The sequence below is a fragment of the Dapis purpurea BLCC-M126 genome (genome assembly GCF_050015975.1).
In the GTDB taxonomy this organism is placed as follows: domain Bacteria; phylum Cyanobacteriota; class Cyanobacteriia; order Cyanobacteriales; family Microcoleaceae; genus Trichodesmium.
Map to the genome: position 1 here is coordinate 21,275 of NZ_JBNHER010000080.1, position 23,322 is coordinate 44,596.

The 23,322-nt window shown below is 39.7% G+C and carries 15 protein-coding genes and 1 pseudogene; 9 read left to right on the forward strand and 7 right to left on the reverse strand.

All coding sequences use genetic code 11. The features are described from left to right. Positions 1 to 26 precede the first annotated feature (26 nt). Together ACP6PL_RS07405 and ACP6PL_RS07410 are read right to left on the reverse strand one after the other, a co-directional pair. Positions 27 to 767: a HEAT repeat domain-containing protein gene (locus tag ACP6PL_RS07405; protein WP_426544102.1), complete on the reverse strand. Its 741-nt coding sequence runs from the start codon at positions 765 to 767 to the stop codon at positions 27 to 29. A gap of 131 nt (positions 768 to 898) precedes the next feature. Continuing rightward, positions 899 to 2,116: an acetate kinase gene (locus ACP6PL_RS07410; protein WP_426544104.1), complete on the reverse strand. Its 1,218-nt coding sequence runs from the start codon at positions 2,114 to 2,116 to the stop codon at positions 899 to 901. Positions 2,117 to 2,231: 115 nt separating this feature from the next. On the opposite strand from ACP6PL_RS07410, the gene ACP6PL_RS07415 reads away from it, so the two are divergent. Further along, positions 2,232 to 2,624 (forward strand): four helix bundle protein, encoded by a 393-nt coding sequence (locus tag ACP6PL_RS07415; protein ID WP_426544106.1) that lies wholly within the window; start codon positions 2,232 to 2,234, stop codon positions 2,622 to 2,624. Between the two features lie 50 nt (positions 2,625 to 2,674). Here the strand turns inward: ACP6PL_RS07415 and ACP6PL_RS07420 are convergent, their stop codons facing one another. The 3 genes and pseudogenes from ACP6PL_RS07420 to ACP6PL_RS07430 all read right to left on the reverse strand — a co-directional run bounded on the left by ACP6PL_RS07420 (position 2,675) and on the right by ACP6PL_RS07430 (position 4,987). Further along, positions 2,675 to 3,313, reverse strand: a complete 639-nt coding sequence (locus ACP6PL_RS07420) for a histidine phosphatase family protein (RefSeq protein WP_426544108.1) — start codon at positions 3,311 to 3,313, stop codon at positions 2,675 to 2,677. A 947-nt stretch (positions 3,314 to 4,260) separates the two neighbouring features. Then, positions 4,261 to 4,560, reverse strand: a pseudogene (locus ACP6PL_RS07425) (efflux RND transporter permease subunit); the annotation flags it as partial. A gap of 271 nt (positions 4,561 to 4,831) precedes the next feature. After that, on the reverse strand, positions 4,832 to 4,987 hold the full coding sequence (locus ACP6PL_RS07430; protein ID WP_426544110.1) for a hypothetical protein: 156 nt from the start codon (positions 4,985 to 4,987) through the stop codon (positions 4,832 to 4,834). Positions 4,988 to 5,303: 316 nt separating this feature from the next. Here ACP6PL_RS07430 and ACP6PL_RS07435 point away from each other — a divergent pair, with 316 nt between their 5' ends. The 6 genes from ACP6PL_RS07435 to ACP6PL_RS07460 all read left to right on the forward strand — a co-directional run bounded on the left by ACP6PL_RS07435 (position 5,304) and on the right by ACP6PL_RS07460 (position 14,875). Further along, entirely contained in the window at positions 5,304 to 5,633 is a 330-nt protein-coding gene (locus tag ACP6PL_RS07435; RefSeq protein WP_426544112.1) for a peptidoglycan-binding domain-containing protein, read from the forward strand. Continuing rightward, entirely contained in the window at positions 5,627 to 5,758 is a 132-nt protein-coding gene (locus ACP6PL_RS07440; RefSeq protein ID WP_426544114.1) for a peptidoglycan-binding domain-containing protein, read from the forward strand. The genes ACP6PL_RS07435 and ACP6PL_RS07440 overlap by 7 nt, the downstream gene beginning before the upstream one ends. Positions 5,759 to 6,291: 533 nt before the next feature. Then, positions 6,292 to 7,650 carry a hypothetical protein gene (locus ACP6PL_RS07445; protein WP_426544116.1) on the forward strand — a complete coding sequence of 453 codons (1,359 nt, stop codon included), beginning with the start codon at positions 6,292 to 6,294 and terminating at the stop codon, positions 7,648 to 7,650. A gap of 247 nt (positions 7,651 to 7,897) precedes the next feature. Next, positions 7,898 to 9,259 carry a hypothetical protein gene (locus ACP6PL_RS07450; protein WP_426544118.1) on the forward strand — a complete coding sequence of 454 codons (1,362 nt, stop codon included), beginning with the start codon at positions 7,898 to 7,900 and terminating at the stop codon, positions 9,257 to 9,259. A 19-nt stretch (positions 9,260 to 9,278) separates the two neighbouring features. Beyond that, entirely contained in the window at positions 9,279 to 9,722 is a 444-nt protein-coding gene (locus ACP6PL_RS07455; protein ID WP_426544120.1) for a hypothetical protein, read from the forward strand. Between the two features lie 221 nt (positions 9,723 to 9,943). Then, positions 9,944 to 14,875: an nSTAND1 domain-containing NTPase gene (locus ACP6PL_RS07460; RefSeq protein ID WP_426544122.1), complete on the forward strand. Its 4,932-nt coding sequence runs from the start codon at positions 9,944 to 9,946 to the stop codon at positions 14,873 to 14,875. Positions 14,876 to 15,544: 669 nt separating this feature from the next. On the opposite strand, the gene ACP6PL_RS07465 is transcribed toward ACP6PL_RS07460, so the two are convergent. Then, positions 15,545 to 18,688, reverse strand: a complete 3,144-nt coding sequence (locus ACP6PL_RS07465; protein ID WP_426544124.1) for an efflux RND transporter permease subunit — start codon at positions 18,686 to 18,688, stop codon at positions 15,545 to 15,547. Between the two features lie 571 nt (positions 18,689 to 19,259). Then, entirely contained in the window at positions 19,260 to 19,904 is a 645-nt protein-coding gene (locus ACP6PL_RS07470; RefSeq protein WP_426544126.1) for a permuted SH3 domain-containing protein, read from the reverse strand. A gap of 196 nt (positions 19,905 to 20,100) precedes the next feature. Between ACP6PL_RS07470 and ACP6PL_RS07475 the strand changes: the two genes are divergently transcribed. Further along, positions 20,101 to 22,029 (forward strand): heavy metal translocating P-type ATPase, encoded by a 1,929-nt coding sequence (locus ACP6PL_RS07475; protein WP_426544128.1) that lies wholly within the window; start codon positions 20,101 to 20,103, stop codon positions 22,027 to 22,029. A 404-nt stretch (positions 22,030 to 22,433) separates the two neighbouring features. Continuing rightward, entirely contained in the window at positions 22,434 to 23,132 is a 699-nt protein-coding gene (gene rppA / locus ACP6PL_RS07480; protein WP_426544130.1) for a two-component system response regulator RppA, read from the forward strand. Positions 23,133 to 23,322: the final 190 nt, after the last annotated feature.

Here is a 23,322-nt window from a genome sequence, read left to right on the forward strand (position 1 = left end):
CCATGTCAAACCCTATATATTTTTGTTTATAACCCTTCTATTTCTAAATCTTCAATAACTTGTAAACCCCTAGGGTCTCCCACTCGTAACAAAGATGATTTCGCATCTTCCCGCACGCCCATATCTTCATCTTCTTCTAATGACTCAATCAAAGCATCAATTGCACCAGCATAAACAATATTTGAAGGCAATTCTCGACATAACTGACCAATAGCCCATGCACAGTTACTTCGTATTGCAGTCATTGAGTCTCGTCTTAACCCTTCAATTAATGGTGGTATCGCTCCTACTACCACCTCATAACTTACTTTGGCCATTTGCCCTAAAGAACTAGCAGCCCATAAACGCACTGCTGGGATATCTGTTCTCAGTACATCTACTAAAGGTTCTAGAGAACGGCAATCGCCACAATTCCCCAAGGCCCAAACAATTCCTTTACGAACATAGCCATTAAAGTCCAAATTTAATTGTTTAATTAGGGGTTCGACAGCATCTGGACTAGGATTACGGCCCAAAGCATAAGCAGCACTTACCCGTATTAAAGGACAATCATCCTGTAATAGTTCAATTAATGGAGATATTGCCCGCTCGTCCTGAAGTTCACAGAAGGCTCGCGCGGCCATCATCCGTTGAGAAGGTTCTGAGGATGTCAGTAATGGTAACATTTCCTCTGGATCTGGCTTTGGAGGTTCTTCTTCTCCTATATAATCTAGAGGACTTTCTCCCGTCGGCTGAATATTTGGTAGATTAAGGTTTTCATTCTGCATAATCGTAATTTTACTGCACTAATGCACCACTTTGCGTCAGTCAAAAGTCAAAAGTTTTCAGGAGTCAGGAGCCAGGAGTCAGGATTCAAGATAGTTGGACAAAATTTACGTTTCATTTGGCCTAATGTCAATTAAGTTTGGCTCATTTTCTGCCAACATTCACAAGCGATCGCCCAATCTTCTTCTGTATGTACTACCAAAACTGGTACTTTGGCATCTGGGGCAGAAATATCAGTATTCATTGTAGGTTTAGTATTTTTATCCTTATCAATTTTTAACCCTAAAAACTCAAAACCTGCACAAGTTTTTTCTCTGACAATTGCCGAATGTTCTCCTATTCCAGCAGTAAATACTAAGACATCTAAACCACCAAGAGAACCCAGCATTTCTCCTATGCAACAACGGAGTTTATGAATATAAATATCAAATGCTAATTGAGCAAGTTCATCTCCTTTTTGCATAGCATTAGTAATATAACGCATATCTCCTGATTTTCCAGAAATTCCTTTTAAACCTGATTCTTTATTAAGAATTTTATTCAATTTTTCGGCATCAAAACCATGCTCTCGCATCAAATAAATCAGAATTGCTGGGTCAATTGAACCGCTACGAGTTCCCATCATTAATCCTTCTAGTGGAGTAAATCCCATAGTAGTATTAATACTAATTCCATTACGCACTGCTGTTAAGGAAGCACCATTACCTAAATGACAAGTAATTATCCGTAAAGATTCTAGTGGTTTACCTAAAATTTTTGCTGCTTTTTGAGAACAATATTTATGACTTGTTCCATGAAATCCGTAGCGTCTAATTCCTTTTTCAAACCATTCATAAGGAATCGGATAAACAGCAGCTTCTTTTGGCATTTGACTGTGAAATGCCGTATCAAATACTGCTATTTGAGGCACATCTCCTAAGATTTTTTCAATAGCTTCTATTCCTTGTAAATGATTAGGATTATGATTAGGTGCTAGAGGGATAAGATTTTTAATTTTTGCTTTGACTTTATCTGTTATTAAGGTTGCTTCTGAATAATCTGAACCACCATTAACTACTCGATGACCAACTACATTTATATCAGATAATTTTTCTATAACTTTTGTTTCTCCTTGACCAAGGGTTTCTAACATTTTAGAGATACCTTCTAGCCGTTTTTCGGGGTTAAGTTGAAAATCTTTTTCAACTCCATTTGCTTCTATTTTCAAACTTCCATAATCATCATTAGCAGTCCAGTCAATTGCTGCTTCCCAAATAGGTTTTGGAGGATTTTCTGGTAAGTTTTCTGTAGTAATTTCATACAAACAACTTTTCTGGGAACTAGACCCTGCATTTAAAACTAAAATTTTCATAGTTAGTAATGATTTCTATTTCTTGATTTTACTTTTTTACAGGAAATGGAGGAGAGTTTGGGGAGTTTGGGAAGATGAAGGGGAAAAAGTTAAAAAGTTGTGATTAAATTTCGAGATGGGAGAAAAAGGTAAAAAGTATTTTAGAACCCATGAGGATTTAGCCATTTATCAATTGGCATTCTCAGCAGCAATGGAAATTTTTGAGCAGTCTAAAAACTTCCCACTGGAAGAAAAATACTCTTTAACCGACCAAATTCGTCGTAGCTCTCGTTCAGTCTGTGCCAATACGGCAGAAGCTTGGAGAAAACGCAGATATAAAGCTGCTTTTGTTGCTAAATTAAGTGACTGTAAAGCAGAGGCCGCAGAGACTCAAGTTTGGTTAAAATTTGCAGTCAAATGTCAGTACATTGAAGTTGAAAAAGCAAGAGAACTTTATGGAACTTACAATCAAGTCCTCAGTGGATTAGTCACGATGATTACCTATCCTGATGATTGGTTACTCGACTAACTCCACACCCCCCACACTCCCCACCCTTCCCACACTTCCCTACTCCCTAACTAGGTACCCTTTAAAGACCGTAATTTTTCGTCTAGATAACAACGATCTGATAAACAATGGAGCAATGGACCGTGAGGACCAAATTCTACAATACTTACTCCACCAACTAACATCATAATCCGATCGCGATACCTGCCAATATCAATTCCCAATAAATCACAAAGCATTATTCTAATAGTTGCTTTATGAGATACTACTAATACATTACCTGTTTGATATTTGTCATAAATTTCTTGAATTACCTGAGAAGAGCGACGAGCAATGTCTATACCTTTTTCTCCTTCTGTCGGAGAATTCCAACCAGGATCTGTTAACCAACGAACATAATCATCGTGATAGTTACTATTCACTGTTTCTGGGGTTTCTCCTTCCCATTTTCCATAATAAATTTCTTTTAAACCATCCCTTAGCTGCATTTCTAAAGCCACAGCATCACATAAAGGTTTCGCAGTAGCAATTGTTCTTTTCATGGGACTAACATAGGCAGCAGTCCAATTTAATGAACTATAAGCTTGAGCAAATTGTTCTGCCATTTCTAACCCTTCGGGAGTCAATTCTGGGTCTAAAATTCCACAGTAACCTCCTGTTTTACTATATGTAGTTTCTCCATGTCGGATAAAGTATAATTTCAAACTCATGGCCTGGGTTTAGAATAAATTTCCTCTAATATTTTATCTTTTTCAAAGAGGAATTAATATCAAAAATTCTGAAGCTTCTCCTAGAGTAGAAATACATTCTAATTGTCCCCTATGATGCTCCACAATAACTTGATCGGGACTTACGCATGACCTCTATATATGGTAGGGGTGATTCGCGAATCACCCCTACATATAGAAAAATTTTTGTAAGTCCTGCTAATAACTAATTGCTAAACCTAACCCTGTATCTTTCCTTACTTCTTTTGTCGTGTAGAAAGGATAAAATATACATTTTTATACCTCCTGACTCGTACCCAAATCCGAATTATCATAAATTTTTCTGCTTTTATTCCTTTAGTAAATAGTAATTTGAGGAGACAAATTGCTTAATAATTTTATCGTCGGTTGTAGCACATCAATAGCATTACCGAATAATTAATAATTATTAAGCACCTACACAGAATTATTTGCCTATTCTCTATCGCTGTGATCCTTATACTGTCAGGTTTTGAATTTTGGGCAATGTATAATTAATTTTGTGTAACTGCTTAATTAAATAATTCAGGTTAAAAGCTTCCCCTTTCAAGGATAAAAATAATATTTCCTTATATTCAATTCCCTTAAGGTTTTAACCAGAGGTAATTATCCATTATCAATTATCCATAGCAATATCTTTTTTCGGCATCAACCACTTACCAAACCTAGCATAGAGTGCAGGAATAATATCAAATCCGGTAGCATCGATGTAATTAGATTACAGCGCTTTTCAGTTGAGTAGACCACTAAACTAATTATTAGGAGTCAGGAGTCAGGAGTCAGGAGTCAGGAGTTAGGAGTTAGTATCATTGTGGTTTATTCATATGAAAACCGGTGTAAAGAGTGTGGGGGGTGTGGGGAGATGAGGATATCTAGAAAGATTTAGCAATAGCTGAAGATGGAACATTTTTTTATACCGAATTAAGCGGATTTGATATAACCAACAAAGTTAAGGCAGTAGAGGTAAACAAACCACCCAAAACTACAATTGCTAATGGTTGTAGAATTTCATTTCCAGCACCACTGGCGATCGCTAATGGCAACATTCCTAATGCTGAGGTGAGGGCAGTCATTAAGATGGGATTCACTCGATCTAGAGAACCCTTGACAATTACATCCTTAATGTGAATTCCTTGAGCAAACTTGTTATTGTAGTTATCTAGCAACAATAAACCATTGCGGAGGGCAACTCCAAACAGGGTAATAAATCCAAACTCCCCACACTTCCTAAACCATTACTATGAAACAGTATCCAAGTTTAATTACCCCGCTTTACTACAGTTTCCCATCACGGTTATCGCCCCTACTAATATGAATGCTCCCCCGCCGACTGCTGCTAACATCATGTCCGGTAGGATCGGTATTGTAAGGTAAAGGTAAGGAAGAAGGAAGAAGCAAGAAGCAAGAAGCAAGAAGAAATAGGGACAAGGGAGAAAGGCTTAAGAGCAAGAAAAAAGCTTAAATTTCCTGTAGATATTGACGTTAACTTTTACACAAATGATACCAGCGGACATGATATAACATCCCTATGAGAAATCCACTAGATTCTTGAGTCGTTTCCCCAGACACTTCTTCAGACTGTTGCACCATATTCCCATCTGTCTGAACTTGAGTTTCATCAGATAGTATTTTCTTCATCTTTATAATTTAATAGGTGAAAGTTCAAATATTAAACCATATATCCTCACAAAACTATTGTCATGGCAGAATGTGACCCCTAACTGCTAATCAATGTGTAAGAAAATGCACGTCCACCCACAATAAAAAGTTAATTGTGATAACTCATGCACATTTTTACTATTCATCCAGGAATGCACTGATAATAAAAATATAGAGTAAGACTTAGGCAGTGAAACTAATTATAGTTAGTTTATCTTGAATGATGACCAATTAATACGCTATATATAGCGTTAATGCGTAAGTCCGAATCAATTCAAAAAACAAGGAGAAAATTATGCTTGCTGGAGCTCAAACAATAACTACTCGTCCTACTCTTACCCTTGGTAGCACTGGTGAAGATGTGAAAGATTTACAAAAAGTTTTGAATGCCACTGTTGCTGATACTAGCTTAGTAGTTGATGGAATATTTGGTAATCTTACAAAGGAAGCTGTCATAGCTTTTCAAAAATACTATGGTTTAACTGCGGATGGAATTGTGGGTTCCCAAACTTGGGCAGTAGTAGATACAATTGTCCGCGCTACTCTTACCCTTGGTAGCACTAGAGAAGATGTAGAATATCTACAAAGACGGTTAAAAATGGTATTGGATTTGGTTCTTTGGTAGTTGATGGAATATTTGGTGTAGCAACAGAAGAAGCTGTGAAGAAATTCCAAAAATTCAATGATTTAACTGTGGATGGAATTGTTGGTCCCCAAACTTGGGCAACATTAGAATTGATCGATGTTTAGACTTGAATTCACTAATCAAAATTAATCAGGATTTACGCTAGGGCGCTATATATAGCGTCTACTAATTGAGGCGATATAGCTGTCTCACCTGCTCCGCCTTTCATGTCGGCGACAGCCGAAACGCCTCAATATTTCTGCCATTCTTAAAGGCGTAAAACTAGAGTAACTGCAATTAAGTACCAACTTCTCTGCTATCACAAACTAGATAACGAATTTACGGGATTTCAGCTTTCACTATCTATTAAAAATAGTTGATAAAAGGTATAGCATACCTTTTCTAGGTAAGAACTTAAAAGTTTTGCCACAAAAGAATTATAGGATTAGTTGGCACGCTCATTGGAGCGTCTCTAGTTTTAGCCCTAATTGCAGGTTTGTGTGTGCCAAATTTAATTCTGGCATTTTTATTAACTCAGGACTTACGAAGTACCACTATATATGGTGTATAGTTTCAGCATTATCTGAATATTGTCACTACAATTAGTCCCCTTGCGTAAGTCCTGTTAGACCTTTGTACTTAACCCTGGATTTCCAAGATGCCCCTAGAAATATTGCCTGAAATTTCTTTACAAGCAGGACAACCCCTGCAATATTACTTAGTTGCTTTTGATAAGGATGGCAACGAACTTGAAGACGGAAAAATGAGCCAGGAACTGGTAAAAGTTGTGGCAAGTGAACAGATTACCGATGTCTTCATATTTAGTCATGGTTGGATGGGGGATGTACCCTCAGCTCGCGATCAATATAAAAAATGGTTGACAGCGATCGCCAAGCAAAACAATGACTTGAAAAAAATGGACGAAATTAGACAGGGATTCAAACCTTTATTTATTGGAATCCACTGGCCAAGCTTACCCTGGGGAGACGAGAATCTAGCAAACGAGGAATCTGGAGAAGTAACATCTGAAAGTCCAATTTCAGCTTTGATCGATAGTTACGAACAGATAGCAGATTCAGAAGAGGCCAAGGAACTGCTGCAAACAATTTTATCAGCGGCAATGGATGATCTAGAACCATCAGAGTTATCTCCAGAGGTGGTGGAAGCTTACGAAAAACTCAATCAATTGTCAGGTTTAGGTAGTGAAGGCGAAGGAGCCGCACCGGGAAACGATCGCGAATCTTTTGATCCAGAAGAAATCTACCAAGCTGCAAGAGAAGAGTTTGCTGATGAATACGCTGAATCTGTGGATTTTAGCACTTTTAGTACGCTAAAGTCTCTAGTGTTAAAGCCTCTGCAACTTCTGTCTTATTGGAAAATGAAAGAGCGAGCGCGTAAAATAGGGGAAAATAGTGTTTCTCAGTTATTGAGGGAACTACAGGCAGCTACATCAGAAAATGTCCGTTTTCATCTCAAGGGTCATAGTTTTGGCTGCATTGTAGTTTCTGCAACTATCGCAGGCAAGGGAGGAAAAGGTGAACTTCTGCGTCCAGTAAACTCTTTGGCTTTGCTCCAAGGTGCTGTTTCTCTTTGGTCTTACTCTTCTCAAAGTCCCTATGTTCCAGGCAATAAGTCTGGTTATTTTCACTCAATTATTGCAGATAAACGGGTGGATGGGCCAATTGTTATTAGTCGCTCTGAGCACGATCGTGCCGTCGGGAAATTGTATCCGTTAGCAGGAAAAGTTGCTTTTAGTGCAGTTGATTTTGCTCCCGGAAAATTGCCTAAGTATGGTGGTATAGGAGCTTTTGGAGCCCAAGGGGAGGGATTAGATATTGTCGATCTCAATATGTTAGATCGGGATTTGGATTATTCCTTTGAAAGTGGCAAGATTTACAACATTGAAGGTAGTAAGTACATCTGTGCCAACAAGTTGGTTCCAGGTTTAGGCGCACATTGTGATATCTATCAACCAGTGGTTGCCCATCCTGTCTTGCAGGCAGCATTAGCCAGTTAGGGACTTCTAAGTAAAAAAAATCCCATTCTGATTAAGATCTAGAGTAGTAGGGACGCCCTTATGCAACATCCCTACAGGGGGTTATAGAGCAACCAGTTAACGATAAAATAGAAAATTGGGATAATTTATATTCTGCTATTCGTTAACTTGCGATCCTTTAAAACAGCCCTCCTCCCAGGAGGGGAAAAGGAGGAACAAGTTTTTTATCACTAATTATCCGGAAATGATATAAGTTCTGATTGTTTCAATGAATGGCAAGCGTTTCGGCTGTTGCTTACATAAAAAAATAGGAGGCAAACATCCCCCTGCTGCCGGAATTGCTGAGAATGACCATTATTTCCAAAAAACACTCCTTTGGATTCGCACATTATTAATTAGGTATCAACCAATGAGTACAGAAACAGAGCAATTATTTTTCAATGGCATCAATGCTTCAACTGGTGAATATTTGATGCCACCCCTAACACCAGAACAAGTCGCTAAAATCGCTCGTGGGGAAGAATTTGACGCAGAACACCTTATCGAACTTCAGAAAAAAGATGCACACGTTAAAGGTAGAGAAACTGAATTTGCTCCCATTGAGGGAGTAGACCCAAAAAACTTAGCGGAGACTGGTTGGGGAGTTATTTTCGATTATAAGGTTGACCAAGCAATTAAGGATGCTCTCAGTCCACTGTTGAACCTCCGCAAAGAGCAAGCAACAAAAAATAAGGAGCATTACTACCAAGAGTACAGCTATCGTTCAGCCACTAACTCGAAACCCGCCGAGTCAAAAAATAAATTTCTAGCCCGTTATCAAGTAGGTCCTGGTCCAGCCGATCCAGATAAAATGCCTTACTACCTACTCATTGTTGGCGACCCGGAAACGATTCCTTTCCGCTTTCAGTACCAACTTGATGTACAGTATGCTGTAGGTCGTATTTACTTTGAGACCATAGAAGAATACGCTCAGTACGCTCAAAGTGTAGTCGAAGTAGAAACAGGCAAGTTTTTATTGCCCCGCAACGCCAGTTTTTTTGGTGTACGCAATAGTGCAGATCAGGCTACTCAAAACAGTGCTGACTATCTGATTAAACCATTAGCCGAATTGATGGCTGAAGATCAGCAAAACTGGACTATGCAAACTCTACTGAAAGAGGAAACCACTAAGGCAAAATTAGGACAACTGCTTGGTGGAAATGAAACTCCTAGCCTCTTATTTACAGCCAGTCATGGGGTTGGTTTTGATAGTAGCGACTCCAAGCAATTTCGCCATCAAGGGGCGCTACTCTGTCAGGATTGGCCTGGTCCGACTGAATGGAGAAAACCCTTTCCAGAAGACTTTTACTTCTCTGCTGATGATATTACCGATGATGCTAAGTTGCTAGGAATGATCGCATTTAATTTTGCCTGCTATGGTGTGGGTACGCCTCAATTTGATGAATTTGCCCGCAGGGATGCTTTTGGAACGCGAAAAACTATTGCTCCTAATCCCCTTTGTTGCTCGCTTGCCACAACGGCTACTCGGTCATCCCAAAGGTGGAGCGTTAGCTGTAATTGGTCATGTAGACCGCGCCTGGAGCTTGTCTTTTCGCTGGGAGAGAACTGGGCGACAGTTGGCAGTGTTTAAAAGTACCTTAAAACGATTGATGGAAGGTCATCCAGTGGGATCAGCAATGGAGTTTTTTGACCAACGTTATGCAGAATTATCTTCTGACCTCAGTAGTACACTGGAAGAGATCGAATATGGTGAAGAAGTTCCTCACCAGTCTTTGGCCAGTATGTGGACGGCGAATAACGATGCCCGCAGCTATTGTGTTATTGGCGATCCGGCAGTGAAATTGGTTGTCGGTGATGTGACGAGCGATCGCCCAGTAATAGAAAAGGTGACTTTGCCGACAGCGCCTGCAACTGAGACAAAAGGTGTTGATGAATCTGTATTGAAGTCAGCTCAGGCTAATTTAATTGCATCTCTAGAGCAATTTTTAGAAAAAGTTCAGACTGCATCAACTTCCCCAGACGAAAAACTGAAGACAACATTATCAGATGTGGCTAATCTACTTGATAAGTTGAAGCAGGAAAACGAATCATAGGGGATGAAAAAGAAAATTCCGGTTTTCAAGCCTCCAGTTTCAGCCGGAGGTACTGATAACTGTTAACGCAGTTCCTCCGCAGGAGGCTAACTGAAATGACATATGCCTTATGTACAAGTTAGCTTAATTCTATAATTTGGTATTCGAGTATGCAAATGAACGCTTAGAGAATTTCCGAATATCTATCTCCATATTTTTTATCAACATTATTTACGATCGCCATGAATATTTTCGAGATAACAATTCAACCCAAAACAGATAAAGGCTGGCCTGTAGCAGTTAAACATACTCCATCAGGGCACTCACCTCTCTACTATAAAGGTACTCTCAATCTCAATACTCAAGATAATTTTGCCGAACTCCAACAATATTTGGGACAGCCAGAGAAATACGGTAGAGAATTGGGTAAAAAATTATTTACTCAGGAGATTAGATCTGCTTTTGACAAAGCATTATCTTACACTCAGCAAAACAGCACTCAGGAACAACAAATATTATATGTTTTCTTGCATCTTGATACATTTAATGACGATAGTTTGAAAACCTTAAGATGGGAAAGACTATGCGCTCCTTTTAGTGTTGGCGATGATGACTGGGAATATTTGTCTATCGATCGGCGGACAACTTTTTCTATCTATGTCCCCACCATGACAGAACGGCTTTTTCCTGTCATTGGTAAGAATGATTTGCGCTCCCTGATTCTAGTGGCTAATCCTAGCAATGGTAGCAAGTATGGGTTGGCTGACTTTGATGTTCACAAGACTGTGGAAAGTGTACGAGCATCTCTAGATAATATTCCCAGCGATTTACTCGCTAAAGATATTGATGGAGCAGTGGGATTACCAACCCTGGAACAACTCAAGCATCATTTGTCATCGCGAGATAAATATTATACCCTACTCCATCTAGTTTGTCATGGCAAATTTGTCAAGGGAGAAACAATAATTTATTTGGCGAATGATAAAAATGAAACGGAACCGATAAAAACATCAGTGTTAATTAAGGAACTGAAAGATTTGCCTCGCGCACCCCACTTTACTTTTCTGTGTACCTGCGAAAGTGCGAAGTCAGGAACGGAAATGGGGGGACTAGCACAATCATTGGCACAAAAATTAGGTATGCCAGCGGTACTGGGTATGACAGATCCGGTGACTATACACACGGCACAAGAACTGGCGTCAGGTTTTTACAGAGAACTCAGAGAACATGGTTATCCTAGTTTAGCATTAACTGAAGCTCTAGTTGGACTCCGGCGAAAACGACAAGATGTAACAGTACCAGTTTTGTTCAGTCGCTTGGCAGGGAAACCGATATATAGCCAAGAATTAGACCGAGAACTGACTAATGCGGATATTAAAGTGGGAGTTCAGCGTCTTCAACAGAGCGATCGCCAGTTGTTAAAACAACGGGCACCTATTCTGATTCCTGAATTTGAGCAGCAAGAAAAAAAATTGGGAAACTTGGCAATAGATTTTGGTGTTCTGAGTAAAGCGGAGCAAAATTTGCGGATGGATGCTTTAAAGGAATTGAATATTCTGTGCCAGCAAGTATTCGATCTTAGTTTTAATGCTCTGGCTTTAACAGGAGAAGTAACAAATTATGATTATCGCTGTCCTTTTAAGGGGTTGAAGCCTTTCCGGGCAGAGGATAAAGAGTTTTTTTGTGGGCGGAAATCTCTGATTGCAAAACTCAGACAAAAGCTAAAGGAGCATAATTTTTTAGCGGTACTGGGTGCTTCTGGCACGGGTAAATCATCAGTGGTGCTGGCAGGGTTAATTCCTGTTTTGGAGCAGCAGGAAAAAGGAATTAAGGTTATCGAATTTACTCCTGATAATCGTCCCCTGGAGCGGTTGCAAGAAAAACTATCGGGGGTGAAAGGGGAGTCTTTGGTGGTGGTAGTGGATCAATTTGAAGAGGTATTTACCCTTTGTGAAAAAACAAACCGGGAAAAATTCATCACTGAATTGTTAAAACTGGCTCAATACCAGAAAGTTATTATTACGATGCGTGCGGATTTTTGGGGAGAGTGTGGGGAAAATGAAAAACTCAAGGAGGTGATGCTGAAAAATCAAGAATTGATTAGTCCGATGAATGGTGAGGAACTACGGAAAGCGATTGAAGAACAGGCAGAAAAGGTGGGATTGCGTTTTGAGTCTGGTGTGGTGAATTTAATTGAGAAGGATGTGGAAAGTTCGCCTGGGGAAATGCCTCTTTTGCAATATGCTTTGGAGCAACTCTGGCAGCGACGTCGTGGGAAGTGGTTGTTGAGTGAGGAGTATAATAAAATTGGTTTTAAAGAGGCGATCGCCAGGACTGCGGATAGTTTTTATCATCGATTATCTGAAGTTGAGCAGGAACAGGTGAAAAATATTTTCTTACGGTTAACTCGTTTAGATGAAAGTCTACTTCTCGACGATAAACCAAAGTATACTCGACAGCGGATTTATTTGAAGGATTTGACTAGCAGTGAGAATTTTCAGGTGACAGATAAACTGGTACAGCGTTTAGCAGGAGAAGAAGCTCGGTTAGTTGTAACGAGAACCGAATTTAGTGGTAGTGGAGGGGATGGAAAACAGGAAATAACCGTGGAAGTAGCTCACGAAGCTTTAATTACTCATTGGCCGAAATTACAGAGGTGGTTGGATGAAAATCGGACTAATTTGCAACTGCGTCAGTCGATAAGGGAATCTGATTTGGAGTGGAGAAAGTCTGAGGAAGAAAGCTCTTTTTTAGTGCATTCTGGAAATCGTTTGGCGGGAGCGGAAGTGCTGTTGCAGGAAAAGGGATTTTTGAATGAAAGTGAGATGGCTTATGTGAATGCTTGTATCAGCAAACAGAGAGATGAACAAAAAAGAAAAGCTCGTCGAAATGCTCAGATAATTGCTGGTACATCCATATTCGCAGCAATATCTCTTGGTTTTGCTGTATGGGCTATTATTTCTAGGGTCGAGGTTGTTAAACAAAAAGAAGAAACCCAGAAAAGTCTAGTTAAGAATCTGATTCAATCTTCGAGAAGTTCATTTTTACGGAATAATCATTCTATAGATTCTCTAATAGAAGGATTAGAAGCATATAAGGAAAATCAAGGGAGTGAAAAAAATAATAGCGATATTAAGTATCGAATATCTCTGGCATTACAACAAGCTTTATCTTCAAAAGTCAAAGAAAAAAATCGTTTATTCGGTCACACACGTTATATCACAAATCTAGCATTTGCAAAGGATGGAAGACTTGCTTCTGCGAGTCGTGATGGAACGATAAAAATCTGGAATCGAGAGGGAAAGGAATTATTTTCCTTGAGTAACAATCAAGATACTACCACAACTCGCGTACCATATGTGGAAAAGATAGCATTTGCACCGGACGGGAAAACTCTTGCTTCTGCTAGTAATGATGGAACAATAACAATCTGGAGCCTTCAGGATCAGCCCAAGAAACAAATTTTAACTTGCCATAAAAGCGATAGTAGGAGATCTGTAAGTGTATTAAGATTTATATCCAACGGGGAAACTCTTGTTTGTGCTAGTGTTGGTGAGAATGGAAGAGTAATCCGATGGACTAGAGACAGCAATCAATCATTTCAGGAATTAGATACTTTCACTTTCAAGATGGGAGAAAGAGATTCAATTTTAGCATTTACACCAGATGGGCAAAAAGTTGCTGTTAGGACAGATGACAGGACTAGGAGAGATGACAGGACGATAAAAATCTGGAGTATTCAGGGTCAAGAATTAAATACCTTAAGCTTGAAGGAACATCGAGGTTACGGCGCTTTAGAATTTACACCAGATGGGGAAAAATTTGCTGTTAGGACAGATGAGAGGACGATAAAAATCTTGAGTATTCAGGGTCAAGAATTAAATACCTTAAGCTTGGAGGAAGATCTAGGTTACCCCGCTTTAGAATTTACACCAGATGGGAAAAAACTTGCTGTTGCTATGAGAGGAAAAGTAAAAATATTTAGTTTTGAAGATAATCAGGAACTTGAATTCACTATTCCTGTTGATGATGAAAGAGCAGACAGAATAAGATTAGCGTTTGCACCTGATGGAAAAACTCTCGCTTCTGTTCATGGGAGTGAAAGTGTAGTAAAAATCTGGAGTATTCAGGATAAATTGATTTCCTCGATCCATATAGACAAAGGGATACTAAGATATTTAGCACTTGCACCGGACGGGAAAATCATCGTTGCTGGTAGTGATGATGGAAAAGTAATATTATGGACTAGGGAAGGTAAACCATTAGATACTCTAACTCATCCTGAAGTAGAAAAAGTAGTATTTGCCTCAAAAGCAAAACCGAGAATTTTTGCTTCTATTAGTAGTAGTAGTGATCGGGGTACGATAAAAATCTGGAGTATTGATGAGAAAAATAAAGTCAAGGAATTAAATTATTTCAATTATCCAGCACGTCTAAATGTAGCAGCAATTGCACCAGATGGAAAAACCATCGCGACTCGTAGTGATGACGGTGAGGTAAAATTGTACAATGTTCAGGGCAATGAATTGGCCTCTTTTGTCAATAAAGATTCAAATGTAACAAGTATAAAATTTACACCAAATGGGGATTTAATTGCTGTTGTTAGTAGTGACAATATAGTCAGATTCTTCGATCGTGAGGGTAAAGAAGTATCTTCTTTTGATGAGCATCAAAAAACTAGAGAAGATATAACAAGTTTAGCGTTCGCACAAGACGGACAAATTGTGGCTTCTGGGGGAAGGAATACAATAATCTGGACTAGAAATAATAATAATAATAATAAGATATTACACCGATTGAATAATTATAAGGTTTCAGCATTTGGACCAGGCGATATCCTAATTACTCCTACTGCTCAAAGAATTGAATTCTGGGCTAAAAACGGTCAGGAGAAATTATTGAATCTTCCTAATATCTATCCTTATGAATATACAGCAAATGATTATGAGACAGATGGAATACATAGAACAATGACAATAAATGACGAATTGGCAATTGCAGCAGACGGGCAAACTCTTGCTTTTATGAGAGGGAACCAAATAAATTTATTGCGTTTAGACTTAGATTGGACAGCGGAGAAAAGTTGTAATTTTGCTAAGGATTATCTAGAAAATAGTCAAGATCCTAAGCTAGAAAACAGGTATCAAGATTTATGTGGAGAGTTTATAGAATAGTATTAGCAGATAAAGATTTCGGCGTTGCTGATTCTGGGTATGATTTTGCCCCCCTAGTGCAGAATGGCAGAAATAACTGACCAGTTACAAAATCCTAAAAGTCTTACTAATTAATACTTCTGACTTCTGACTTCTGACTTCCGCGTAGTGGCACTAGCCCCCCAATTTTGGGGGGGATAAAACTCTAAAAGTCCCCCTTAGAATTGGGGAGGCCAGATGTTGCTTCGCTTTTTGTTGAATGGGGGATGCGCGGGGACGAAGGCGAGAACCAAACAATCGCGCATTCATACTCCAATTCAGCAACGCCAAGATTTCAATGACAACAATAAATTTTAGTAACGCTTGCAATAACCATGAATATTTTCGAGATAACAATTCAACCCAAAATAGATAAAGGCTGGCCTGTAGCAGTTATATCAAATCCGGTAGCATTGGTATAATTAAATAGTTAATCTAGGAGTCAGGAGTCAGGAGTCAGGAGGGAAGAGAATTTAGAAACATTCGCTCTTGGATGAAGATGAAAATTTTTTTTATACCGAATTAACCGGATTTGATATTAAACATACTCCATCAGGACACTCACCATTCTACTATAAAAGTACTCCGTAAGGTTTTGTCAAGAAAGTGTCAATATCCACCATTTAAAATTACAGCCAGACAGTAATACCTTTAATATAAATTGGTTATAAAGTCGTGAAAACTTGTCTTGACAGCAATATCTTTTTTCGGCATCAACCACTTGCCAAACCTAGCATAGAGTGCAGGAATCACCAACAAAGTTAAGGCAGTAGAGGTAAACAAACCACCCAAAACTACAATTGCCAATGGTTGTAGAATTTCATTTCCTGCACCACTGGCGATCGCTAATGGCAACATCCCTAATGCTGAGGTAAGGGCAGTCATTAATATGGCATTCACTCTGTCTAGAGAACCCTTGACAATTACATCCTCAATGTGCATTCCTTGAGCAAACTTGTTGTTGTAGTTATCTACCAACAATAAACCATTGCGGACGGCAACTCCAAATAGAGTAATAAATCCAATCAAAGAAGCAATTGAAATCACGCCCCCCGTCAGAGCAATTGAAACAATGCCTCCTACTAACGCCAAGGGGAGGTTGAGCATAATAGCGATCGTAGCAGGAAGAGATTTTACTGAAAAGAACATCAAGATAGCAATAACGATCGCTGCTAGGATACTGTACAGCAAAAGATTATTAGTAGCATTTTGCTCTGCTTCAAACTGTCCTCCATATTGGATAAAGTAGCCATTAGGCAATTGCACATTTTGGCGAATAGTCTCTTGAATATCTTCTACTACACTACCCAAGTCGCGCTCCGCAACGTTAGCAGAAACAACAATTAAGCGAGAAACATCCTCTCGGTTAACCACATTAGCTCCCATACCATACTCTACTTTGGCAACCCTACCGAGGGAAATTATTTGTCCAGTGGGGGTAGAAATAGGAATGGCGCGAATAGCATCTAAATTATTACGAGCTGATTCCTGTAACCCAACGGTAATGTCGATAAGTTGTTGATTTTTCGGTACTTGTGCTACAATTTGACTATTAAGTGCCGTTTCTACCACATCTGAAATTGCCTCCATAGTTAAACCATAGTAGGCTGCTTCTTCTCGATCGTAATTAATTTGTACTTGACGGATTGGTAACTGGGGTTCAAGCTGCAAGTCTACAACTCCAGGAATAGGTTGAATGGCATCGCGCACCTGTTCTCCGACTTTTCGCAGTTCTATTAAATCCGAGCCAAAGATTTTGACAGCGATCGCGCTTCTGACCCCAGACAATACTTCATCCATCCGGTGAGAAATAAACCCACCAATATTCGGCGCAACACCGGGCAATTTGAGGAATGTCTCCCGCAGTTGTTTAACGCTTGCCTCCCTATCTTTTAGTGCCTCATCACTCAGTTCCACATCCACATGAGCCATACTAACACCTGCTCCATCGGCATCTCCTGGAGCGCGTCCAGCTCTTACCTGTACCCATTCATAAAGGGGATTATCCTGGAGAGATTTATAAAGTGCTATTCCAGCTCTATTAGTCATATCCAGAGAAACACCAGGAAACAAAACCATTGAATTTACCATTGATTTTTCCTGAAATTCTGGTAGAAAAACCCGTCCCAACGAAGGAACGATGGCAACAGTAGCAACCAAAGTTGCCAGTGCCAATGCCAGAATTATTTCGGGTACTCGCAGCGAGAGGTTGAGCATTGGACGATAAAGGCGTTCTGCCAAACGGGAAATAAATGTGCCTTCTTGGGGTAGAGTTTGATTTGCCAAAAGAATCGCACACAGAGCCGGGGAAAGAGTCATTGCCACCAGGGTTGAAGCAGTAATTGATAGCAAATAAGCCCAACCCATAGGTGCAAAAATACGTCCTTCTACTCCCGTCAAACTAAAAATCGGTGCAAAAACGACAATGATAATTACCGTAGAGAAAATCACAGCTAAACGCACTTGCACCGAGGTATCATACACGACTTGAAACGGGTGTTTAGGGTTGTCCTCTGCCTGATTGCTGCGGAGTCCCCGATAGCAGTTTTCCATGTCCACTATTGCATCGTCCACCACCGAACCAATAGCAACGACTAATCCCCCCAAAGTCATCGTGTTAATTCCCAAACCAAAACCTTTCATAAATAACAAGCCAATCAACAAAGACATGGGAATTGCGCTCAGACTAATTGCTGCCGTCCGCCAATTCATCAAAAATATGAGCATAATTGCCGAGACAATAATGATGCCTTGAACCAGGGAACCACTAACATTGCGAATTGCAGCATCAATAAAATTAGACTGGCGAAACGTCCTCGCGATTTCCACATCGGCTGGAAATGTTGGCTGCAACGATGCCATTACACTTTCAACCGCTTTCGTCACTGTCGGGGTATCTACTTCTGGCTGTTTATTAATCATCATCACCACGGCTGGTTTACCATTAAAGCTAGCATCACCGCGCTTGAGTGCCGTACCCGTTTTCACCTCCGCCACATCTTGTAGCAAAATAGGAATGCCATTTTCCACTTTGACAACGGACTGCTGCAAATCTTCAATAGATTGCATTTGCCCAATACCACGCACTAATAATTCTTGCCCCCCACCAATCAGGAATCCTCCGGGAGCATTGGAACTAGCATTTCTGGCTGCATCAGTTACTTCTGTAAGAGAAACATTGAGGAAACGCAACTTTTCCGGATCGACTAATACTTGTTCTTGCCGTTCGTCTCCCCCATAAACTGTGACTTGAGAAACTCCAGGAACAGAGAGAATCTGATTTCTGAGGGTTACTTCTACTAGGCGACGCAAATCCATCATCGAGGTTTTTTCCTGACTATTGACGGTGAAAGCGTACTGCAAAATTGTTCCCAGGGGAGAAACTAAGGGAGAAATTTCTGGTGGATGAGCGCTTTCTGGAAGTTGATTTGTCACCTGTTGCAGCCGTTCCGTAACTGATTGTCTGGCTTTATAAATATCAGCATTTTGGTCGAATACCACCTGCACCATCGACAACCCAACTTTGGAGGAAGAGCGTACTGTTGTGATTCCAGGTAAGCCATTTACGGCACTTTCAATGGGAACAGTGATTTGGGATTCCACTTCCTCTGGAGCTAATCCAGTGGCTTCAGTCTGAATATCAACTTGGGGAGGAGCAAATTCAGGAAATACATCCAGTGGCATCTGAGTGACAGTGAAAATTCCCCACACTGTTATTAAAATAGCAGCGATAACAATAATCCACCTTTGGGCAATTGAGGTTTTGAGGGTTTGATTTAGAAGAGAGTTAAACATTTTAATATTATTAGAACTTATTATAGAATCCGGTTGAATACTTGTCATTGCGACGATAGGAAGCAATCTCAGGGATGCGCGGAGATTGCTATCCGTTCCGGAATGCTCCGCAAACCTTCCACTCCGTTCCAGTCGCAATGACTTGCATATAGTAATTATCTAAATTTTCAGGACTTACGCAAATTATGAAATAATAGGCTATCTGTAGAGGGCGAATGCCATTCGCCCCTACCAAATAGCGCGAACTAGCGTCATTCGCTCAGGAAAAGGCAGAGCAAGTGCCGCAGCTATATCGCGGATTTTCTCAATTATTGATGTTTTATTCATCTATTGGACAATAGTTAGAGTAGTTTCCGCGTGTTATGAAGTACATATGCGCAGCAAGTGCAGCAGCTATATCGCTACTTTCATGCAACAAAGCCATGGTATACAGGAAAAAAAGAATGTTTGGTACGGGAGCAAGATGCTCCCACTGTCATGCTTCGTCACCAAAATATTGATTCTATTTCTGATTTTTGGAGATATCTATTATGTAGTCTACCTTGATGTTTATTGTTATAAACTACAAGCGTTAATCAGTGGTGCTTTTACTACGATTTCCCATCATAGCGATCGCTCCTACTAATACGGCTGCTCCCCCGCCGACGGCTGCTAAAATTCCCATTATTGGAATCCCACTAGATTCTTGAGTTGTTTGCGCAGATAACTCTTCAGACTTTTGCGCTACATTCTCATCGGCTTGAGCTTGAGCTTTAGTTTCATTGGTTTGAGGAGAGGCGATCGCTTCTGGAGTTGCTGTTGTCTCAGCAGTTTTGGTTTTGCGTGATTCGGCATAAAGGGAGAGACTGCCCTGGGTGACAAGCTGTTCTCCAATGGATAACCCTTGGGTGATTTCTACCATTTCGCCTTGGGTTGCTCCGGTTTCCACTTCAACTGGCTCATAAAAATTTTCGTATTTGACAAAAACAAGTTGTTTGCCGTCTGCATCTACTAATGCTGTAACAGGAACCATAACGGCGTAGCTATTATATGCGTTTTGGGCGATGGGTGTCACCACAATACCTAACAAGGAATCGGTTTCGGGATTCACTCGCACTCGTTCAATTCCACCAGTGGCTTGAAACTCATCACCATGTCCAACATGGGATAATACCACGGTGGGCGCACCAAGCGTTAAACTGAGTGTCAAAATACTAATAAGTGAAAACGATTTCATAATAACTCCTTATGTGAAAAAAACTCAACAAAATCATCTAATAGTTTGCCACAGAGTAGATGAAATTTAGATGAAATTCAGTAAGTATTTTTTGATGCAAAATTTTTAGTGATTTTGATTTACATTTAGGTATAATTAATTTTGAAATCTAATAGACATCTCCCTAAATCAAAAATAAAATATATCATTGATTCCCATGACTCAAGAAAAATTTCCTCTACCTAAATACTTCCAATTTGTTCAGTATTATCCAGAAGCATCTGCGGCAGCAACCTGTGCTTTACTGGTTATTTTTAGTTGGTTTTTTTTACAACTAAATTTGATTGGTTTAGCACTATTTATTCTAGCAGCAGCTTATGTCATTGGTGGTTATGAAAGTGCTAAAGAAGGTTTAACTACTCTCTGGTCAGAAAAAGAATTAGATGTTGATTTGTTGATGATTGTTGCTGCTTTGGGAGCTGCTGGTTTAGGTTTATGGCAGCGAGAATATCACTTAATAATTGATGGAGCAGTGCTAATTTTAATTTTTGCTATTAGTGGCGCTCTAGAAACTTTTGCAATGGAGCGAACAGAACGTAACATTCGTAAGTTAATGGGTATTACTCCCGATACTGCCAGAGTTATCATTAATAATCAAGAAAAACAAGTTCCCATCAATGAGTTAAAAATCGGAGATTTAGTATTAGTAAAACCAGGAGAACTTATCCCAACAGATAGTATTGTTTTTGAAGGGAATAGTACCGTCAATCAAGCTCCAATTACAGGAGAGTCTTTACCAGTTGATAAAACTGTAGGCGATGAAGTTTTTGCAGGTACATTAAATGGGAATGGTGTATTAAGATTAGAAGTAAATAAGTCTCCAGAAAGTAGTTTGATTCAGCGCGTAATTCGTTTAGTTGAACAAGCTCAAACAGAAACCCCACCGTCTCAGAGATTTATTGAAAAGTTTGAAAAGACCTACGCAAAAATTATCGTTATCTCTGGAATATTGTTGGGAATTTTACCGCCATTTTTGTTAGGTTGGAGTTGGGAAACGACAATTTATCGCGCTCTAATTTTTTTAGTAGTAGCTTCTCCTTGTGCTTTAATGGCATCAATAATGCCTACTTTATTATCAGGTATTGCTACAGGAGCGCGTCAAGGAATTTTATTTAAAAATGGCGCTCAATTAGAAATGATTGGAGAAATAAAAGCGATTGCTTTTGATAAGACTGGAACTTTGACTACTGGAAAACTCCAAGTTGTTGATATTATTCCTGCTAAAGATAAGTCAGAAATAGAAGTTTTAGAATTAGCTGCTGCCCTAGAATCTTGTTCCGAACATCCCATAGGAGAAGCTATTATCCAAACAGCAATTAGAAAAAATATTCAATGGCGATCGGCAACTAATGTCGCTGCTGAAACTGGGGCAGGAATTACGGGAGTTGTCGATAGTCAAATTATTGTAGTAGGTAAAGAAAATTTAATTAGGTCAGAAATAAATACTGGCTTCAATTCTCAGTTATTAGCTGAAAGTAACCGCCTGCAAAAACAAGGAAAAACGGTAATCTGGGTAGCAAAAGAGCGAGAAATTATTGGCATTATATCTGTTGCAGATACGGTGCGTTTAGAAGCTAAAAAAATGATAAATCAGCTCAAATCTCTAGGTATTGAATCTATAGTTATGCTGACAGGAGATAACAAACAAACTGCTGATACTGTTGCCCAACATCTAGGTATAAACATAGTCTATTCAGAGTTATTACCCGAAGATAAATTAACAGTAATTAAACAACTCCAACAAGAAAACAAAAATGTAGCAATGGTGGGAGATGGTATTAACGATGCTCCGGCTATTTCTCTCGCTACAGTAGGTATTGCTATGGGAGGTGCGGGTAGTGATGTTGCCTTAGAATCAGCAGATATAGTGTTAATGGCAGACCGCTTAGAAAAATTAGTTGAAGCTATAAGTTTAGGTCGTCGCGCCAACCGTATTATTAAGCAAAATATTACTTTTGCTATTGGATTTATTTTCCTATTATTGGTCGCTAACTTTACTGGAAATATTAATATGCCTCTCGGCGTACTTGGCCATGAGGGGTCTACAGTTTTAGTAACATTAAGTGGTTTACGTTTGCTAAAGTGACATTCTCTCTCGGCTGAAACACGAGAAATTCCTATCTATTTAAAGGTTAAGCTATTTACAGCAGTTTTCATGATTGATAGATCACTGTAGGGACATTGCATAACAAAAATGCGTTTGATGTCGCATAGCTAAACGTCCCTATCAGGTTTTGGTTATGACAATATGGTTTATCAATCTGAAAAGCGCTGTAAACTCAAGTATTATAAACCGAAATAAATGTAGTAAAATTTTTGATATTTGCTATAGCATTTCCCAGACTAATGAGGTACAGTTCTTTCGATCCCCCCTAACCCCCCTTTATAAGGGGGGAACTAGAAGTCCCCCTTTATAAGGGGGATTTAGGGGGATCATTGATGTACCTCACGCCCGTTGAAAACTGCTATATTCTCTATAAGTTAAGCAAAATGAGGATTCTGCTAGTAGAAGATGAAGAAGATTTAGGACTAGCAATTAAGCAAGTCTTGGTCAGTGAAAAGTATGTAGTCGATTGGGTATCCGATGGTCTTCAAGCATGGTACTATCTAGAAAACCAATGGACAGACTATACTGTGGCAATAATTGATTGGCTCTTACCAAAGCTATCGGGATTAGAATTATGTCAACGGCTCAGATTGCACAAAAATCCTTTGCCAGTTCTGATGCTTACTGCCCTGGATAGAGCAGAAAATCGTGTCGCCGGGTTAGATGCAGGAGCTGATGATTACTTAGTGAAACCATTTGTGATAGCAGAACTACTGGCAAGGTTGCGTGCACTTCAGAGGCGTTCGCCCCAATTTCAACCCCAGAACCTTACGGTAGACAAATTTACCCTAGATTACGCTAACAATGCTCTGGTTATCAGTTTAGCTCCATCCTCTCAAACGATTCCTCTAACAGTCAAGGAATTTCAGATTTTTGCCTACCTGATGCAGCATCCCAATTGCATCGTTTCTGGCAGTAAAATTCGCCATCAACTCTGGGATTTTGCGGCAGAACCAATGAGCAACGTCGTCGCTGCCCAAATGCGGTTATTACGTCGTAAGTTAGCAAGTTATGGCTGCGACTGCCCGATTGAAACAATTCGAGGTCAGGGTTATAGGTTCAATACATCTAGGGTTTGCTAAAAAAGTCTTATGAGTGAGGGTAGGAGTCAGGAGTCAGGAGTCAGAATTATCCCTTGATTTTTCTGCCTTATGTAGCCCAAAATCCTAACTTTTCATATATCTAGGGGTTGCTGAAAAAGTCTTATGAGTGATGGTAGGAGTCAGGAGTCAGAATTATCCCTTGATTTTTCTGCCTTATGTAGCCCAAAAT

What these genes read in the sequence shown, in the direction of transcription:
- ACP6PL_RS07435 (WP_426544112.1), top strand. Translation starts at nt 5,304, where the DNA reads ATGCTTGCTGGAGCTCAAACAATAACTACTCGTCCTACTCTTACCCTT.
- ACP6PL_RS07455 (WP_426544120.1), top strand. Translation starts at nt 9,279, where the DNA reads ATGGAAGGTCATCCAGTGGGATCAGCAATGGAGTTTTTTGACCAACGT.
- ACP6PL_RS07450 (WP_426544118.1), top strand. Translation starts at nt 7,898, where the DNA reads ATGAATGGCAAGCGTTTCGGCTGTTGCTTACATAAAAAAATAGGAGGC.
- ACP6PL_RS07470 (WP_426544126.1), bottom strand. Translation starts at nt 19,904, where the DNA reads ATGAAATCGTTTTCACTTATTAGTATTTTGACACTCAGTTTAACGCTT.
- ACP6PL_RS07460 (WP_426544122.1), top strand. Translation starts at nt 9,944, where the DNA reads ATGAATATTTTCGAGATAACAATTCAACCCAAAACAGATAAAGGCTGG.
- ACP6PL_RS07430 (WP_426544110.1), bottom strand. Translation starts at nt 4,987, where the DNA reads ATGAAGAAAATACTATCTGATGAAACTCAAGTTCAGACAGATGGGAAT.
- rppA (WP_426544130.1), top strand. Translation starts at nt 22,434, where the DNA reads ATGAGGATTCTGCTAGTAGAAGATGAAGAAGATTTAGGACTAGCAATT.
- ACP6PL_RS07420 (WP_426544108.1), bottom strand. Translation starts at nt 3,313, where the DNA reads ATGAGTTTGAAATTATACTTTATCCGACATGGAGAAACTACATATAGT.
- ACP6PL_RS07405 (WP_426544102.1), bottom strand. Translation starts at nt 767, where the DNA reads ATGCAGAATGAAAACCTTAATCTACCAAATATTCAGCCGACGGGAGAA.
- ACP6PL_RS07465 (WP_426544124.1), bottom strand. Translation starts at nt 18,688, where the DNA reads ATGTTTAACTCTCTTCTAAATCAAACCCTCAAAACCTCAATTGCCCAA.
- ACP6PL_RS07445 (WP_426544116.1), top strand. Translation starts at nt 6,292, where the DNA reads ATGCCCCTAGAAATATTGCCTGAAATTTCTTTACAAGCAGGACAACCC.
- ACP6PL_RS07410 (WP_426544104.1), bottom strand. Translation starts at nt 2,116, where the DNA reads ATGAAAATTTTAGTTTTAAATGCAGGGTCTAGTTCCCAGAAAAGTTGT.
- ACP6PL_RS07415 (WP_426544106.1), top strand. Translation starts at nt 2,232, where the DNA reads ATGGGAGAAAAAGGTAAAAAGTATTTTAGAACCCATGAGGATTTAGCC.
- ACP6PL_RS07475 (WP_426544128.1), top strand. Translation starts at nt 20,101, where the DNA reads ATGACTCAAGAAAAATTTCCTCTACCTAAATACTTCCAATTTGTTCAG.